The organism is Chryseobacterium soldanellicola (assembly GCF_900100115.1).
Classification (GTDB): Bacteria; Bacteroidota; Bacteroidia; order Flavobacteriales; family Weeksellaceae; genus Chryseobacterium; species Chryseobacterium soldanellicola.
Map to the genome: position 1 here is coordinate 614,972 of NZ_FNKL01000002.1, position 16,449 is coordinate 631,420.

The 16,449-nt window shown below is 33.4% G+C and carries 14 protein-coding genes; 9 read left to right on the forward strand and 5 right to left on the reverse strand.

Annotation, left to right across the window (positions count from 1 at the left end):
* The first annotated feature begins 1 nt into the window (after window position 1).
* The gene (locus BLT04_RS07685; protein WP_089755200.1) at window positions 2-736 is read left to right on the forward strand and encodes a DUF1835 domain-containing protein; all 735 of its coding nucleotides are present in this window, start codon (window positions 2-4) and stop codon (window positions 734-736) included.
* Window positions 737-752: 16 nt separating this feature from the next.
* Here BLT04_RS07685 and BLT04_RS07690 read toward each other — a convergent pair whose 3' ends face one another.
* The 5 genes from BLT04_RS07690 to BLT04_RS07710 form a co-directional block, all read right to left on the reverse strand.
* Window positions 753-2,078: a DUF6056 family protein gene (locus BLT04_RS07690; protein ID WP_089755201.1), complete on the reverse strand. Its 1,326-nt coding sequence runs from the start codon at window positions 2,076-2,078 to the stop codon at window positions 753-755.
* A gap of 4 nt (window positions 2,079-2,082) precedes the next feature.
* Window positions 2,083-2,826, reverse strand: a complete 744-nt coding sequence (gene fabG / locus BLT04_RS07695; RefSeq protein ID WP_089755202.1) for a 3-oxoacyl-[acyl-carrier-protein] reductase — start codon at window positions 2,824-2,826, stop codon at window positions 2,083-2,085.
* A 175-nt stretch (window positions 2,827-3,001) separates the two neighbouring features.
* Window positions 3,002-4,477 (reverse strand): WG repeat-containing protein, encoded by a 1,476-nt coding sequence (locus tag BLT04_RS07700; RefSeq protein ID WP_089755203.1) that lies wholly within the window; start codon window positions 4,475-4,477, stop codon window positions 3,002-3,004.
* 3 nt (window positions 4,478-4,480) lie between these two features.
* The gene (gene rsmI / locus BLT04_RS07705; RefSeq protein ID WP_089755204.1) at window positions 4,481-5,158 is read right to left on the reverse strand and encodes a 16S rRNA (cytidine(1402)-2'-O)-methyltransferase; all 678 of its coding nucleotides are present in this window, start codon (window positions 5,156-5,158) and stop codon (window positions 4,481-4,483) included.
* A gap of 8 nt (window positions 5,159-5,166) precedes the next feature.
* Window positions 5,167-6,705, reverse strand: a complete 1,539-nt coding sequence (locus BLT04_RS07710; protein ID WP_089755205.1) for a ring-infected erythrocyte surface antigen domain-containing protein — start codon at window positions 6,703-6,705, stop codon at window positions 5,167-5,169.
* 60 nt (window positions 6,706-6,765) lie between these two features.
* Between BLT04_RS07710 and BLT04_RS07715 the strand changes: the two genes are divergently transcribed.
* From BLT04_RS07715 to BLT04_RS07750, 8 genes are all read left to right on the forward strand, one after another.
* A complete protein-coding gene (locus BLT04_RS07715; protein ID WP_089755206.1) occupies window positions 6,766-7,356 on the forward strand; it encodes a thymidine kinase in 591 nt (196 codons plus the stop codon).
* Between the two features lie 54 nt (window positions 7,357-7,410).
* Window positions 7,411-7,749, forward strand: coding sequence for a hypothetical protein (locus BLT04_RS07720; RefSeq protein WP_089755207.1), 339 nt, complete (start codon window positions 7,411-7,413; stop codon window positions 7,747-7,749).
* Window positions 7,727-8,029 carry a type II toxin-antitoxin system RelE/ParE family toxin gene (locus tag BLT04_RS07725; protein WP_089755208.1) on the forward strand — a complete coding sequence of 101 codons (303 nt, stop codon included), beginning with the start codon at window positions 7,727-7,729 and terminating at the stop codon, window positions 8,027-8,029. Before BLT04_RS07720 ends, BLT04_RS07725 begins: the two co-directional genes overlap by 23 nt.
* Before the next feature lie 3 nt (window positions 8,030-8,032).
* Window positions 8,033-10,480, forward strand: coding sequence for a bifunctional UDP-N-acetylmuramoyl-tripeptide:D-alanyl-D-alanine ligase/alanine racemase (locus tag BLT04_RS07730; RefSeq protein ID WP_089755209.1), 2,448 nt, complete (start codon window positions 8,033-8,035; stop codon window positions 10,478-10,480).
* A 2-nt stretch (window positions 10,481-10,482) separates the two neighbouring features.
* The gene (locus BLT04_RS07735; protein ID WP_089755210.1) at window positions 10,483-12,639 is read left to right on the forward strand and encodes a patatin-like phospholipase family protein; all 2,157 of its coding nucleotides are present in this window, start codon (window positions 10,483-10,485) and stop codon (window positions 12,637-12,639) included.
* 4 nt (window positions 12,640-12,643) lie between these two features.
* Entirely contained in the window at window positions 12,644-13,051 is a 408-nt protein-coding gene (gene ybeY, locus BLT04_RS07740) for an rRNA maturation RNase YbeY (protein ID WP_089755211.1), read from the forward strand.
* Window positions 13,052-13,306: 255 nt separating this feature from the next.
* A complete protein-coding gene (mnmG, locus tag BLT04_RS07745; RefSeq protein WP_089755212.1) occupies window positions 13,307-15,169 on the forward strand; it encodes a tRNA uridine-5-carboxymethylaminomethyl(34) synthesis enzyme MnmG in 1,863 nt (620 codons plus the stop codon).
* A 112-nt stretch (window positions 15,170-15,281) separates the two neighbouring features.
* Entirely contained in the window at window positions 15,282-16,103 is an 822-nt protein-coding gene (locus BLT04_RS07750; protein WP_089755213.1) for a class I SAM-dependent methyltransferase, read from the forward strand.
* Window positions 16,104-16,449 lie beyond the last annotated feature (346 nt).

Sequence of the window (16,449 nt, forward strand, 5' to 3'; positions counted from 1 at the left end):
ATTGAATACTATATTTCACATAACCAATGGTGATTATCTTGCCGGTCAATTGAAAGAAATTTCGGTTGACGGTGAGATCATTATCTGTCGCGAAGCTTTAGTTTCAGGACCTTTGAAAGCCGGTTCTTTAGAAGAATTCTGGAAAATAAGATCTGAATTTATCTTAAAAAATTACAACGCAAGCTCAGAAAGCTATTATAAAAAGGTAGTTTCCGAGTTTGAAAAGATGATCAATATTCCGGAAGGTTCTGAAGTGAATCTTTGGTTTGAAGATGATCTGTTTTGTCAGGTCAATTTGTGGTTTTGCATTTCTTTACTTTCAAAAAACAAAGATTTAAAAATTTACAGGGTTTTTCCAAAAACATCCGAAAAAGATCATTGGAAAGGCTTTTCTGTTTCCACAAATTCAGATCTGGAGGAATCCTTACGCTCGAAAGTTTTATTTAAAGAAAAAGACATTAAATTAGCTCTAAACCTTTGGAAAGCATATCAAAGTCAAGACAATATTTTACTAAAACAATTATCTGAAGAAAAATCAGACTGCTTTTATTTTTTAAAGGAAGTAATTAATACTTATGTAAATAAAAATCCGGATGTTTTTATTAAAAATTTAATAGAAAGCGGAACGACAGATTTTAATCTGATTTTTGAAAAATTCCAGGAAGAATTGGGGATTTTAGGGTTTGGAGATCTTCAGGTGAAAAGTATTTATGACAAAATTGTAAAGAATAACTAACCTGTTTTTCTTTATGTTATTTTGATTTTATTCTTATATATTTTTTGTTAAAATAGCTTTGTAGCTGATCATTTACATATGTTTTTTCTTCATTTACGGAAGCCATTTCGTCAAAATATAAGATTTTAGGAACATTTTTTATTTTGTCTAAAACGATAGAATCCTGTGTTGAGTTTTTAATTGTATTAATCCTGTTTTCTATTTCTTTATCATACTCCACAAAATCGGTGTGCAGCAATTCTTTAATGATATTATTTACATTAAAATCGAAATTAAAATTAGCATATTTTGGAGGGAAAAAAGTCGTTTCAGGTAAAAATACAATGATAAATGTAAGCCACCAGTATTTTTTAATTTCTTTAAATTTAAATGCCACAACAACCGCAAAAGTAAGCAGATAAAAGAAAATTATAGTTTCAAACTGTCTTGCAATCGTATTGCTTATAAATCCTGTAAAAAGTAATGGTAAAAATGATATTGACCAAATTATCAAAGCTTTTTTAAAGCTTATTTTTTCAATAATCTTTTGTAAATCCTGTTCAAAGATCTTGATAAATAAAGGAAGTAGCAGCGTAATTTTTATAAAAATGTACGTAGAATTTACAACAAAAATACCTGTTTTTTTAATCATTTTCATATAAAAAACTTCCGAAGAATCCTGCATTCTATTGAAATTACCCGGAGCAAGAAAACTTATCAAAAATCCTGTAAAACCTATTGTCAATAGAATTTTATTCTCTTTTGTCCTGTTCTGAAAATAAAAAAGTACAAGTATTCCCAAAAGAATTAATTCTACTATTTCATTAGAGCCCATTAAAACCGCAATAAATACGGCAGAAAGATAAAACCATATTTTTTTGCCCGACTCCTGAAATTTGCCCTGAAAATAAAGTAAAAATCCCGACAAAATAACGGGCAAGAAATAAATATTAGCTCCTGTAATCCAGTAAAAATGTTCCGGAAGACTCACTAAAAGTATGGCATAAAAGAAAAATAACAGAAACCCTTTTATTAAGGCTTCTTTAAATGAATATCCAAAATATTGTTTAAAATTTAAAGCAGCAACGCCTATAAAAGTTAAAAATAAAAAGACAGGATAAATTTTTGGTAAAATATTTCCCGGATCTTTAGAAAGAGGATTTAGCATATTGATTGTATATCCAAAATATCTTCCTCCCCAAAAGGTATAAAATCTTTTTATATTTCCTAAAATCCCAAGTTTTCTGGTACTGTAAGAAAATATATAATCATCGGTTTGATATACATTGAAAAAAGCAATGTAAACCAAACCGATAACTAAAAAAATCGACAAAAATAAAACTATATTTTGTGCAAATTTCATGTTTTTACATCAGCATTCCGCCATCAACGTTCAGAACCTGTCCTGTAACGTAAGCCGACATATCACCTGCGAAGAATACACAGGCATTCGCAATATCTTCAGGCCTTCCTCCTCTCTTCAACGGAATTCCGTCTCTCCAGCCCTGTACCGTTTTTTCGTCTAAAACAGCCGTCATTTCAGTTTCAATAAATCCTGGCGCGATCGCGTTGCAACGGATGTTTCTTGAACCTAATTCCAGCGCTACAGATTTTGTGAATCCGATAACTCCCGCTTTAGAAGCTGCATAATTTGCCTGTCCCGCGTTTCCTTTTACTCCCACAACGGAAGTCATATTGATGATAGAGCCGGATTTTGCCTTCATCATCGGCTTAATCACAGCCTTTGTAAGGTTGAATACCGAATCTAAATTTACTTTGATAATTGTGTCCCAATCGTCTTTAGACATTCTCAATAAAAGGTTGTCTCTCGTGATTCCTGCGTTGTTGATCAGGATATCGATTTTGCCAAACTCAGCCATTACGTCATCTACTAATTTTTGGGCGGCATCGTAGTCTGATGCATCCGATTGGTAACCTTTAATTTGAGTTACAGAACTTAAAGTCGCTTCTAATTCTTTCGCTTTGTCTACAGATCCGGCGTACGTGAATGCTACTTTTGCCCCCTGTTGAGCGAAAATCTCAGCAATTCCTCTTCCGATGCCTCTTGTAGCTCCCGTGATTAGCGCTACTTTTCCTTCTAATAGTTTCATATTTATGACAATTATTTTCTTTTTAATTGATTAACCTTCTGAGAGTTGGCTAATTTAATATATTTAATTAATGTAAAATTAAACGGTGCGCAAAGATATTATAAAATGTTATTCAAAGCATTTGAAATCATTATTTTAGTAAAATTTTATGACTGTTTTTTGTCATGTCCGGATCTCATTCTACTAAAATTTTTCCTTTTTGCGGCGTGGTATGTACATATTCCGATTCTTTGCCTTTTATAAGCTTAATTCCTTTGCTGTCTGCTACATATTTATCGTAAATAACTTCCTTTAAAAGCTCTCCTTTGTGGTTGGTTAGCCCGAATTTTTTGCCTTTTTGAATAATAATTTCATTCTCTCCTAAAAATGTCACGATATCATCATACATAAACGGAATAATCTCATTTCCTTCTTCATCAAGCATCCCGTAAAGACCTTCCTGATTTTTACAAATAATGGCCGGATAAAACTGAAACGGCTTTATCGACGCTATATTTTTAAGTTCAACATAAGATTTTTCTTTGGGCGAAAATTTATAGAAAGCAGCACCTTTTTTAACAATTAAATTATCAAAAAACACCTTTTCCACTTCGTAGCCTTCATCCAAAACGCTTTTTAAGTCCTTATCTAAAAGCTTTTCTTCGCCTGCTTTGCTTACATACAGATAATTTTCATCTTTAATTTTAAAAGCTTCCACGACATCATATTCTTTAGGAAAAACGATTTCGCCATTGGTTTTAATGACCGCTATTTTTGGATTTTTATCATCTTTCAATGTTTTAAACAAGCCGTTAAATAAATGGTTTACATAATGAAAATCAGTTGGATAAACCTTTCTTTCCGCTTTAGAGAAAATGCTGGCTTTGTTGTCATTTATCAGATAAATATATTCTCTTCCTACAAAAGCCTGATCGTAGATTTCATCGGCGAGAACGATTTCTTTTTCGTCTATAATTCCGTATTTATTGGTCGTGATATTTTTGGTAACTAAAAAAGGAAATCCATTAATATCATCAACATTATGGTCTGAAATTGAGCTTAATGTTTTCCCGTTATTATCAAGAACTTCTCCTTTTTTTTCATCAATGGTAAGATAAACCCTTCCTTTATAAAAACGGAGATCTTCCGCAAAAACTCTGTCTGACACTTGCTTTCCATTAAAATCATAGATCAGCCAGCCCGCTTCTTTTTTCACAAAAAAACGATTTTCACTGGCAAAAACGATTTTATCTGCAGAAGGAATTATTTGTTTACCATTGTAATCATAAACGCTTTCATTTCCGTCTTTTGAATAAATCAGACGGTCTTTATTTTCCCAGGTCCTGTACTTAAAATGATCCAACGGAATCAATTGATTTCCTTTTTCATCAATCAATGCAATTTTTCCTTTTGAATTGCCGTCTTTTATTTTTAAAATAAACCTATTCCACGATAAACGTGAAATTTCATTTTTATAAGAATCAATTAAAGTGATATTTCCTAATGAATCGATGATGGCGGAATTTCCTGTTTTGGAGTCGTTGATAATGCCAAAACCTTTTGAATAGGAAGTGACGTTTTTACCAAGTTTTTTAGATAAAAGTATTTGTTTGTACTGGTCGGTCTGTGCAACACACAGCGACGAAAGCAGTATAAAAACTAGATTTTTCAATTTTTATTTTACAGCATTATTGACAATCAGAACGATTTCTCCTTTTAAAGTTTTGCTTTTAGAGAATTCAATTAACTCATTGATTGTCCCTCGTTTAGTTTCTTCGAATTTTTTCGAAATTTCGCGGCTCAGACTCGCTTTTGTGTCTTCCCCGAAAAATTCTTTGATCTGTTCCAGCGTTGTATTAATTTTATGAGGGCTTTCGTATAAAACGATGGTCTTTTTTTCTTCCGCCAATTGTTTCAGCTTGGTTTGTCTTCCTTTTTTCTGAGGAAGAAATCCCGCAAACAAAAACTCGTTATTCGGTAGCCCCGAAACCACCAAAGCAGGCACAAAAGCCGTTGCCCCGGGCAGGCATATCATTTCAATATGATGATCTGCGGCCGCTTTTGACAGCAAATATCCGGGATCAGAAATTCCGGGAGTTCCCGCATCGGTAATGATAGCGATATTCTGACCGCTTTTAAGGTCTGCAATGACTTTTTCTGTTGCCTGATGCTCATTATGTAAATGATACGATTTCAAAGGTTTAGAAATCTCAAAATGCTTTAAAAGTACTCCTGAAGTCCGTGTATCTTCACACAAAATATAATCTGCCTCTTTCAGCATTTTTACCGCCCTGAAAGTCATGTCTTCTAGGTTCCCGATCGGTGTGGGAACGAAATATAAAATACCGCTCAAAATTTAATTTATAAGAATTTATTTTCTACCAATATCCAGAGTCTTTGGGCGTATTCGTCCACTTTATTCCATTTTCTTTCGTAATAAAGGTCGCTCAGATATTCTTTTGCCTGTTCAAGGCTTTTGAAGCTGTTTAGAACTCCAACCGTTTCATTTAATTCAGACTGGCTTCCTCCGAAAAGAACTTTTGAGAAGGCAATTCTGTCATTAAGGTCTAATTTAAAATCAGGTTTTGGCTTTTCGGCTTCCATAAAATCGGTTGCCATATTGCTTTTTAAAATGCTTCCGGTTTCTTCTTTTACCGCTTTTTCTTTCTTTTCTTCTGGAAAATCTCTTTCCAGTGGGTCATCATCAAATAAAGTCTGAATGCTTTTTAATCCTTTAATATTGGACAGCTTTATTTTTTTCTCCTGATGATATGCCTCTAAATTTTCAAAGCTTTCATCAGAAGGATGGATTTCTTTTTCGATCTGAGGCTTGTCGATTTCAACGATTTTTCTTCTGTCATTTTCTGTTGAAGCGGCAATTTCCTCATTTTTTTCCTCAACCTGGGCTTCATGTTTTATTTCGCTCAGAATATTTTCAACATTTGAAGTGTCTGTGGCCATTTCTCCCTGACTGATGGCACTATTTGAAGCGATGAACTGATCTTCGTTTTCTTCAATCAGCATTTCTTCATCAAAATTTTCCGAATCAAAAATACTTGGGATCTTTTCTGAATTTTCAAAGTTTTGAGATACGGATTCTTTATTTTTTTCTTCAGGTTCAAAATTATCCTGAATTTTTTCCTCTTCCTCAAATTCTTTCAGATTATTTCCCTGATCGTCGGAAATTTCGTTTTCGAATTCATCAATTTCATTAAGCTGATTATTAAAAATCGCTTCTTCTTCCGTTGTTTTAAGAGTAAACATTTCTTCATTAATATCTTCATCATGATCCGGTTCTGCATTGGCCAAAATTCTTTCTTCATCCACAAAACTTAATGCACTTTCATGATATTCAGACAGTTCGCTTTCATCAATTTCATTTAACTGATTTTTAAATACCTGCTCTTCTTCCGTTATATCATTTCGGGAAACCAATTCCTCAACATTTTCAGCAACATCTGCTTCAGGATTTTCTTCAGCAAAATTCACGATAGCTTCGTGAAATTCATTTTCAACGATTTCATTTAATTGGTTGTTGAAAATAGCTTCTTCCTCAGTGACTTCACTATTGTAGTATTTGTCTTCTTTTTCGTCAATTTCATTGAGCTCATTATTAAAAATCGCTTCTTCTTCCGTGACTTCATTGTTTGAATCATCTTCAAATTGATTGACGGTTGAAGAAAAATTTTGCTGATTTTCTGAAAATGGCGAAGAATTTTCATTGCCGAAATACTGAATATTTTTTTCCAGCAAACGCAGGAACGAAATTCTGTTAGCAAGCTCGTCCACAAGATCTTGCCGGGAAAGTAGCTCTTCTACATTGGTTAATTTGTCCAGAATACCAATAATATTCTTGGATTCAAAAAAAATCTTTTCCTTTAAATCTTGGATGTTGTGCATATAAGAATCTTGTTAAAATTGCTTACTTTTGATCTTAAAAATATACGGCTAATTTAACAAATGTTTTTAGAAAATACAATTAATCACTCCAAACAAAGCGGTTGGATGGAAGTTATTTGTGGCTCAATGTTTTCCGGAAAAACCGAAGAGTTGATCAGAAGGCTGAGAAGAGCAGAAATGGCGGGGCAAAACGTGGAGATTTTTAAACCAAAATTAGATACAAGATATTCTGATGAAGACGTCGTATCTCATAATCAGAATAAAATTCGCAGCACCTCAGTGGAAAATCCCAATGAGATTCTGTTGCTGGCCTCCAATTGTGAAGTTGTAGGGATTGATGAAGCACAGTTTTTTGATGAAAGCATTGTAGATATCGCTAATCAGCTGGCAAATAGCGGAGTAAGAGTCGTAATTGCAGGTTTGGACATGGATTTTCTTGGACGCCCGTTTGGGCCGATGCCGAATTTGATGGCCACTGCAGAATATGTCACGAAAGTGCACGCCATTTGTAGGAGAACCGGAAATCTTGCCAATTATTCGATGAGAACTTCTGCAGGAAAAGATCTTGTAGAACTCGGAGAAACAGAATCTTATGATGCCGTTAGCAGAAGAGTTTTTGTGGATGAAGTTTTAAACAAAAAAGACATTTAATATCAAATTTATTTTTAAATTTGTTTAGGATTTAATAGTAAAAACTATCAAAAAATGATATTAGAAATCAAAAATTATATAAAAATCAGCAATTCTATTGATGAGATTTTGAAAAATTCGCCTTTCAAACTGAAATATATTATTGAAAAAAGCGGGATTTCTGAACCTACATTTTTTAGAAAAATGAAAGAGAAAAAATTTCTTCCTGAGGAATTGTTAAAGATTGCAGAAATTATTGAACCGGAAAAAATTTCAAAAGAAGATATTCTGAATGCGATTCAGGAAGGCTTAGATGATGTAAAAAATGGAAGAATAACAGAACATTCGGTTGTCATGAATGAAGCAAAAGAAAGAATTGCAAAAAAGAAAAATGAATATCTTCTGGACAAATAAAGCCAAATCAGATTTAGAAATTCTGGAAGATTTTCTGATTGAAAATTGGGGCTTTGATATTCTGGAAAATTTTTATGTAATTTTAGAAAAGAAAATATCTTTACTTGAAAATGGAAATCTTATACATCAGAAATATGAAGACACAGACTTTCACAAATTACTGATTACGAAACACAATTCAATTATTTACGAAATTTCAGGAAATCAAATAAATCTTTTAAATATGATTAACAATTTCCGAAACCCTAATTCTAACTATAATTTAATTACAGAAAAGTAGTTTATGAACTACACGACACAACATATCGCAGATATCACCAATGCTCAGATTATTGGAGATAACAACTTAATTATCAGAAATATAGCTTTTGATAGCAGGATTATTTATTCAACAAAAAACACTGCGTTTATTGCCATTAATACTCATAAAAATTCAGGAGAAAAATTTATTGAATCTGCGATTGACAGAGGAATTACTGCGATTATTTCCGAGCATCAGTATCCTCAGTTTGAAAATATAACGTGGATTATTGTTGAAAATTCCGTGGAGTTTCTTCAAAAATTAGCCAAATACCATTTCGAAAATTCTCATTTAAAATCCATCGGAATTACAGGAAGTAACGGAAAAACTATTTTGAAAGAATGGTTGTATCAATCTCTCTGGAACGAATTTCCAACTGTTAAAAGCCCCAAAAGCTTCAATTCTCAAATCGGTTTGCCGCTCTCTTTGCTCCAAATCAATGATTCTCACCAATTGGGAATTTTTGAAGTAGGAATTTCCAAGCCGAATGAAATGCAGAAGCTGGAAGATATTTTCCATCCGCAAATAGGTTTATTAACACACATCGGAACTGCACACGCTGCCAATTTTGAATCCGAAGAAGAATTGATTAACGAAAAAATTAAACTTTTCAAAAATTCCGAAGTTATTATTTATAATGGTGATAATCTATTGGTAGACAAAAAGATAAAGCAATTATATTCAAGTAAAAAATTAATTTCTTACGGTTTTAAAGAAAACAATCAGGTTTTCATTAAAAATAATATTTCCAAAGACGAAAATATCATTGTGAAATATTTTGATGAAGAAATCAGCTTTCCGGCTCATCAGCGGGACGAAGCGACTTTAACGAATGCTTTGGCGCTTCTTACGGTATTGAAGGAGTTAGGCATCGAAAATCATAAGATCGTTGAAAAAATCAATGCTTTAAAGTCTGTGGAAATGCGTCTTGAAGCGATTGAAGGCATAAAAAATAATATTGTCATTAATGATTCTTTCAACCTTGATCTTGATTCTCTGAAAACTGCGCTCCAATTTTTAAATGAATATAATAAGCCAAAAAAATCTTTGGTTTTAACGGATATTGTTGGGGTTAATTCTAATTCGCAGGAGCTTTACGAAGAAGTTTCCGAGCTTGTGAACGAACAGAAATTTGACTCCGTCTTCTTAATCGGGAATGAAATATCAAAGTTTAGTGATTTATTTAATTCTCAAACTTCTACTTTTATTAATACTCGTGAATTAATTGAAAGCAAACATCTTACAGAAATTGAAAATCAAATCATTTTACTCAAAGGAGCAAGAAAATTTGAAATTGAAAAGCTTAAAGATATTCTCGAGCTCAGAAAGCATGACACGGTTTTGGAAATTAATCTTAATGCCATTCTTCATAACATTAATTATCATAAATCTTTGCTGAAACCTTCTACTAAAATGATGGCAATGGTAAAAGCAAATGCTTATGGATTAGGAAGTTATGAAATATCAGAATTCCTGCAACATCATCATATTGATTATCTGGGAGTTGCTTTCGTAGATGAAGGTGTTGAGCTTCGAAAAAAAGGCATCACGGTTCCTATTATTGTCATGAATCCTGAACAGCACAGCTATGAAACGGTGATTCAATATAATTTAGAGCCGGAAATTTACAGTTTCAGAGTCTTGGAACTGTTTTATGAAGCCGTACAGAAATCCGGTTACGATAAAAAATATCCAATCCATATTAAGCTTGAGACAGGAATGCATCGTCTTGGTTTTAAAGATTTTGAATTAAATCAATTAAGCGAAATTTTAAGCGATAAAAATTTAAAAATTCAAAGTATTTTCAGTCATTTATCGTCTTCAGATATGCCGACTGAGAGAGAATTTACTTTGCATCAGCTGGAAACTTTTGAAAAAAATTCAAGCTATTTAATTGAAAAATTGGGGTACACTCCTATTCGACATATCTTAAATTCTTCAGGAATAACCAGTTACACTCATCATGAATATGATATGGTGAGAATAGGGATCGGAATGTTAGGAGAATCACCAAATAGTGAAATACAGAAACAATTACACCCGGTGGTAAGCTTTAAAACCGTAATTTCACAGATCTCTCAGGTTGAAAACGGAGAATCAGTGGGTTACAGCAGAAGATATAAAACAGATCATTCGACGAAAATTGCGACAATTCCCGTTGGTTATGCAGACGGAATCCCGAGACTGATAGGAAATCAGGTAGGTAATGTAGGCATTAATAAAACATTAGCTCCAATTGTGGGAAGTATTTGTATGGATATGATGATGATTAACGTCGACAATATTCCGAATGTGAGAGAAGGCGATACGGTAACTGTTTTTAATGCAAAGCCAAGCCTGAAAGAATTCGCAGAATACTGCAAAACAATAACTTATGAAGTATTAACCTCCATTTCGCCACGGGTGAAACGGATTTATATAAAAGATTAATTATGAGAAAACTCCTGGTTCTCTTACTCGTATTCCAATTGCTTTTAATTAACGCTCAGGTTAAAAAAGGGCTGGTAATTCCGAAAAATCCCAAAATCGGGCTTTCATTGGCCGGTGGCGGAGCTAAAGGATTTTCTCATGTCGGAGTACTTAAAGTATTAGATTCGCTGGGAGTAAAAGTTGATTATATTGCCGGAACCAGTATGGGAGCGATTGTGGGAGGTCTTTACGCTTCAGGATATTCCGGAAAAGAAATTGAAAAAATTGTGATGGACACCGATTTTTATTCATTAATTATGGATCCTAAATCCAGACAGGAAAGTTCATTTTTCAACAAATCCGTCGACAAATATCTTTTATCCATTCCGTTAAAAAATGGGAAAATTACCCTTCCCTCTTCCATCAGTACAGGCCAGAAAAATGTTTATTTATTAAAAGAATTATTTAAAAACGTTTCCAATATCGATGATTTTTCAAAGCTGCCGATCCCTTTTATGTGCGTTGCCACAAATCTTGAGAGTGGAAATATGCAGATTTTTGAGAAAGGAGATTTGGTACAGTCTATCATGGCAAGCTCGGCCTTTCCTTCATTGATGGATCCAGTAAAAATTGGCGACAGCATCTATATCGACGGAGCAATGACCGTAAATTACCCTTCAAAGCCTTTAAAGGACAAAGGGATCGACATCGTCATCGGTGTGGACCTTAACCAGGATTTATCCAAAAGAGAAGATTTAAACAGCATTATTGCGATCCTTAACCAGGTTATCGATATGAATATTCATAAAGATACCAAACGCCAGTATAAATACACCGATATTAATATCAAACCTAATTTAAAAGGCATGTCTGCCACAAGCTACGACGAGAAGAAAAAAATTCTTGACAGCGGCTATGCGGAAGGTCTAAAATATACCGAAATATTAGATGAACTGCCGAAAAGACAGTTTGACCGCCTCAGACAGCGCATAAATCCAATATATTCTAACGTCTATAAGATTGATAGCATTTCACTCGAAGGAAGCAAAATTTACGGTAAAAACTATGTTCTCGGGAAAATGGGACTTCGACTTCCCTCTCTGCAAACATACGGGAGTATTAATAAAAAGATTGATAAGCTTGTAGCGACTAATAACTATAAATTTATTAACTATGATATTATTTCGCAAAATGATGCCAATTATCTCAAATTATATGTCACGGAAGATGATACCCGGCATTTTGTGAAATTCGGGCTGCATTACGACGAAATTTTCAAAACCGGATTACTATTAAATTATTCTGCTAAACGGCTCTTATTTAAAAACTCCAATCTTTCATTAGACGTGATCGTCGGTGATAAGCCAAGATATTATTTAAATTATTTCATTGATAACGGCTATATTCCAGGTTTTGGAATTTACTCTTCCGGAATGAGCTTTAACCTTAGAGATGAAAATAATTATGAAGTTAATAAATGGGAATGGTTACGAAATGAAGCATATATTCAATCGATTTGGAAGGATAAGTTTGCCATTGGTGGCGGGATAAGCCATGATTATTTTGAATCAGGAATTAATGGGATCGATAAAAAATACAGCCGCTTTTTAAATCCTTATGTTTTTCTGAAAAGCGATACTCAAAATGACAGAGATTTTCCGACAAAAGGAATTTACATCTCAGCTGAAGGAAAAGTGATCGATCTTATGAAATCTGAAGTTGACAAAAGACTCGTTCAGGTAAAAGCAGACATCAGAATTAATATCCCGCTTGCAAAACATTTTACCTACCGTCTTAATCTTTACGGCGGAATAACGATCGGAGAAAATCTTCCCCAATTTTATCAGTACAGACTTGGAGGAATTTTTGAACAAAATATGGTCAATTTTAAAAGCTTCTCCGGATTTTATTTCGCGCAGCTTAGCACAACCAATGTAGCTTTAATCTCAAATGATCTTCAGTTTAAATTTAATAAAAACTATTTTATCACAGGAAATTTCTCTTTTGCAAATTTATCTGATGATCTCAGTTTTGAAGATGCCGTAAAGCTTAATTACAGCTCTTTGGGAATTACGGCTGGATATAAATCTCCTTTCGGGCAGATTAAGCTTAATTTCAGCCATTCACTTAAAAATAATCAAAAAGGTATATTCAGTGTTATTTTAGGGCACTGGTTTTAAAACAATGATACAATTCTTTTACGAAAATCTACCGGAATCTGTAAATACAGACTATACGAAATGGCTGGAAGAACTCATTTTTTCAGAGGGAAAAAGGCTTGGCGAGATCAATTACATCTTCTGTGATGACGAATATCTCTTAAAAGTAAATCAGGATTATTTACAGCATGATTACTATACAGACATCATTACTTTTGACTATGTAAAGGGTAAAACAATAAGCGGAGAGATTTTTGTATCTTTGCAGCGCATTTCAGACAACGCTTCTGCTCTATCCAAAAATTATGAGGAAGAATTGCGCAGAGTTTTGGCTCACGGCATTCTTCATCTTTGCGGATACAAGGATAAAACCGAGCAAGAAGAATTGTTAATGCGAAGCAAAGAAGATTTTTATTTAGCAAAGTATTATTAAAAATTTTAGAAATTCTGAGGTTCAGGAATTACTTAATTTCATCACTTCTCAATCTCTTAATTTTTTAGAAGCTTATTCCCGCTCTCCGCACTCGCTTTTTTTCTTTTTCAAAGAAAAAAGAGCTCAGACAAATGCTGCGATCGGGGCTAAACAGTCGGAATAAAGGCACTTTCAGACCTTATTTCGAAACAATGTTTCACGTGAAACATTTATAGAGAAGATTAAAATTTAAGGCTTAAAATAAGCAATAAAAAGATGATTTCAGAAACATATGATGTAATCGTAGTTGGTGCCGGTCACGCAGGATGTGAAGCAGCAGCTGCAGCAGCTAATTTAGGTTCGAAAACTCTGCTCGTTACAATGAACATGCAGACGATCGGCCAAATGAGCTGCAACCCCGCGATGGGTGGTATCGCAAAAGGACAAATTGTAAGAGAGATCGATGCAATGGGAGGTTATTCAGGGATTGTAGCGGATAAATCTGCTATCCAGTTTAAGATGCTGAATCTTTCAAAAGGTCCTGCAATGTGGTCTCCAAGAACACAGAATGACAGAATGCTTTTCGCAGAAGAATGGCGTTTAGCTTTAGAAAACACTCCAAATCTTGATTTCTTTCAGGATATGGTGAAGCAGCTTATTGTTGAGAATAACAAGGTTGTAGGAGTTATTACTTCATTGGGAATTGAGATAAGATCGAAGTCTGTTGTTCTTACAAACGGTACTTTCCTTAACGGATTGATCCATGTTGGAGATAAGCAGTTAGGCGGCGGAAGAATGGGTGAACCTAGAGCTTTCGGAATTACAGAACAATTGGTTTCTCTAGGTTTTGAAGCCGGAAGAATGAAGACCGGTACTCCACCACGAGTAGATGGAAGGAGCCTTGATTATTCTAAGATGGAAGAACAAAAAGGAGATGAAAATCCCCAAAGATTCAGTTATTTAGATACACCTAAATTAACCAGACAATTAAGCTGTCATATAGTTTATACCAACGAAACTGTACATGATATTTTACGTGAAGGCTTCGATAGAAGTCCAATGTTTAATGGTACAATTCAGAGTTTAGGACCAAGATATTGCCCAAGTATTGAAGATAAAATCAACCGTTTTGCAGAACGAACAAGACATCAGCTATTCGTAGAACCGGAAGGCTGGAAAACTGTAGAAATTTATGTAAACGGATTCAGCTCTTCTCTTCCGGAGGATGTTCAGCTCAAAGCAATGAAACATATTCCGGGATTTGAGAATGTTAAAGTATTCCGTCCGGGCTATGCCATTGAATATGACTACTTCCCTCCTACTCAATTAAAACATACGTTAGAAACAAAACTGATTGATAATTTATATTTTGCAGGTCAGATCAATGGGACTACAGGATATGAAGAAGCGGCCGGACAAGGTCTTATTGCGGGTATTAATGCCCACAATAAGGTACATGATAAGGAAGACTTCATTCTCAACAGAGATGAAGCTTATATTGGTGTTTTAATTGATGATCTGATCACAAAAGGAACTGAAGAACCTTACAGAATGTTTACCTCCAGAGCTGAATACAGGCTTCTTTTAAGACAAGATAATGCAGATATCAGATTAACTGAAAAGGCTTATGATTTAGGTTTAGCTAAAGAAGATAGATTAAAAAGAGTTCATGAGAAAATAGCTAAGAGTCAGGAACTTGAAGCTTTTTTACGAGAAACTTCTTTAAAACCTGGACTTATCAATCCTATCCTTGAAAGCATGGAAAGTAACCCTGTAGACCAGGCTTACAGAGCTTCTCAATTCCTTACAAGACCTAATATCACACTGGATAAATTAGATAATATCGATGTTATTAAAGAATTTTCTTCTCAATTTGATGGTGAAGTAAGAGAGCAGGCAGAGGTAAATATCAAATATAAAGGCTATATAGAAAAGGAAAAAGAAAACGTTGCCAAACTGAATCGTTTAGAAAATGTTAAAATTCCTGAGGATTTTGATTATATAAAAATATCAAGCCTTTCTGCAGAAGCCAAACAAAAAATGACTAAAGTAAGACCAAAAACTCTTGCTCAGGCAGGAAGAATCAGTGGTGTTTCACCTGCTGATATTAACGTTTTAATGGTCTATTTAGGACGGTAATTAAGATATGTTTCACGTGAAACATTGATAAATAAAAACAAAAATTAAGGTATTTTTGAGCTTATATAAAGCTTTCAAATATCTTAATTTTTAATATAAAGCTATTACTCAAATGAAAATTAAAGATCATTTTCTTTCACAGGAAATATTTGAAATAAAGGAAACAGATACAAAAGGAGTTTTCAAGACCTCTCCTATTCCATCAAATATTTCTAAATATTATGAAAGTGAAGATTACATTTCCCATCATCAGGATTCAGGAAGTTTAAAAGAAAAACTGTATAAATTCTTACAATCTTTTAATCTACAGTACAAAAAAAATATCCTGGTTGATAGAATAAAAAAAGGTTCAAAAGTCTTAGATTATGGTTGCGGTGCCGGAGAATTCGTAAAATTTATAGAAAATGATTTCGAAACTTTCGGATTTGAACCTGATGAAGATGCAAGAAAAGCAGCACAATCAAAGATAGCAAAAGCAAAAATTTTAGATAATATTGAGATAATTGAAGACGGAAGTTTAGATGCAATTACGCTTTGGCATGTTTTCGAGCACGTGGAAAATCAAGATGAAATGCTTGAAATTTTCAGTAAAAAATTAAAAGAAAAAGGACTTCTAATTATTGCCGTTCCCAATCCTACTTCTTACGATGCAAAACATTATAAAGAATATTGGGCAGCATATGATGTACCAAGACACATCTATCATTTTTCAAAAAACGGAATGGAAAATTTGATTTCAAAAAAGCCAAACTGGAAAATGAGAAAAATAAAACCTTTAATTTTAGATTCGTATTACATCTCTATGTTGAGCGAAAAATACAAGAAATCACCTCTTTTTTGGCTAAAAGCGACGATCTACGGAACGATTTCTAACGTAAAAGCCCTTTTTTCGAACGAATTTTCAAGTTTGATCTATATTATCGAGAAAAAGTAGAAAATCGATTTTTAAGGCGTTTCTAGAGGTCAATTTTCATTAATTTCAACTAAAAAAATAAAAAACTCAGGATATTTTCTTGAGTTTTTATTTTTTATTTGAATTTAAAATAAAATAAATTTCTTTTTCATGCTATAAAATTGGAATCATATTAAAGAAAATATACACGCTATTTTTCATCCGTAGGATCTCACCAAAGAAAATAAAAATTAAATATAGATTCCTACGGAATGATAAACTCAATGGAAAATTGGAGAAAGTTGATAAAAAATTCATTTTAAAAAGTAAATTCTTACAAAAACACACTTTTTAAAGCTTTAAATTCATCTTAGATATAAATCCTTAA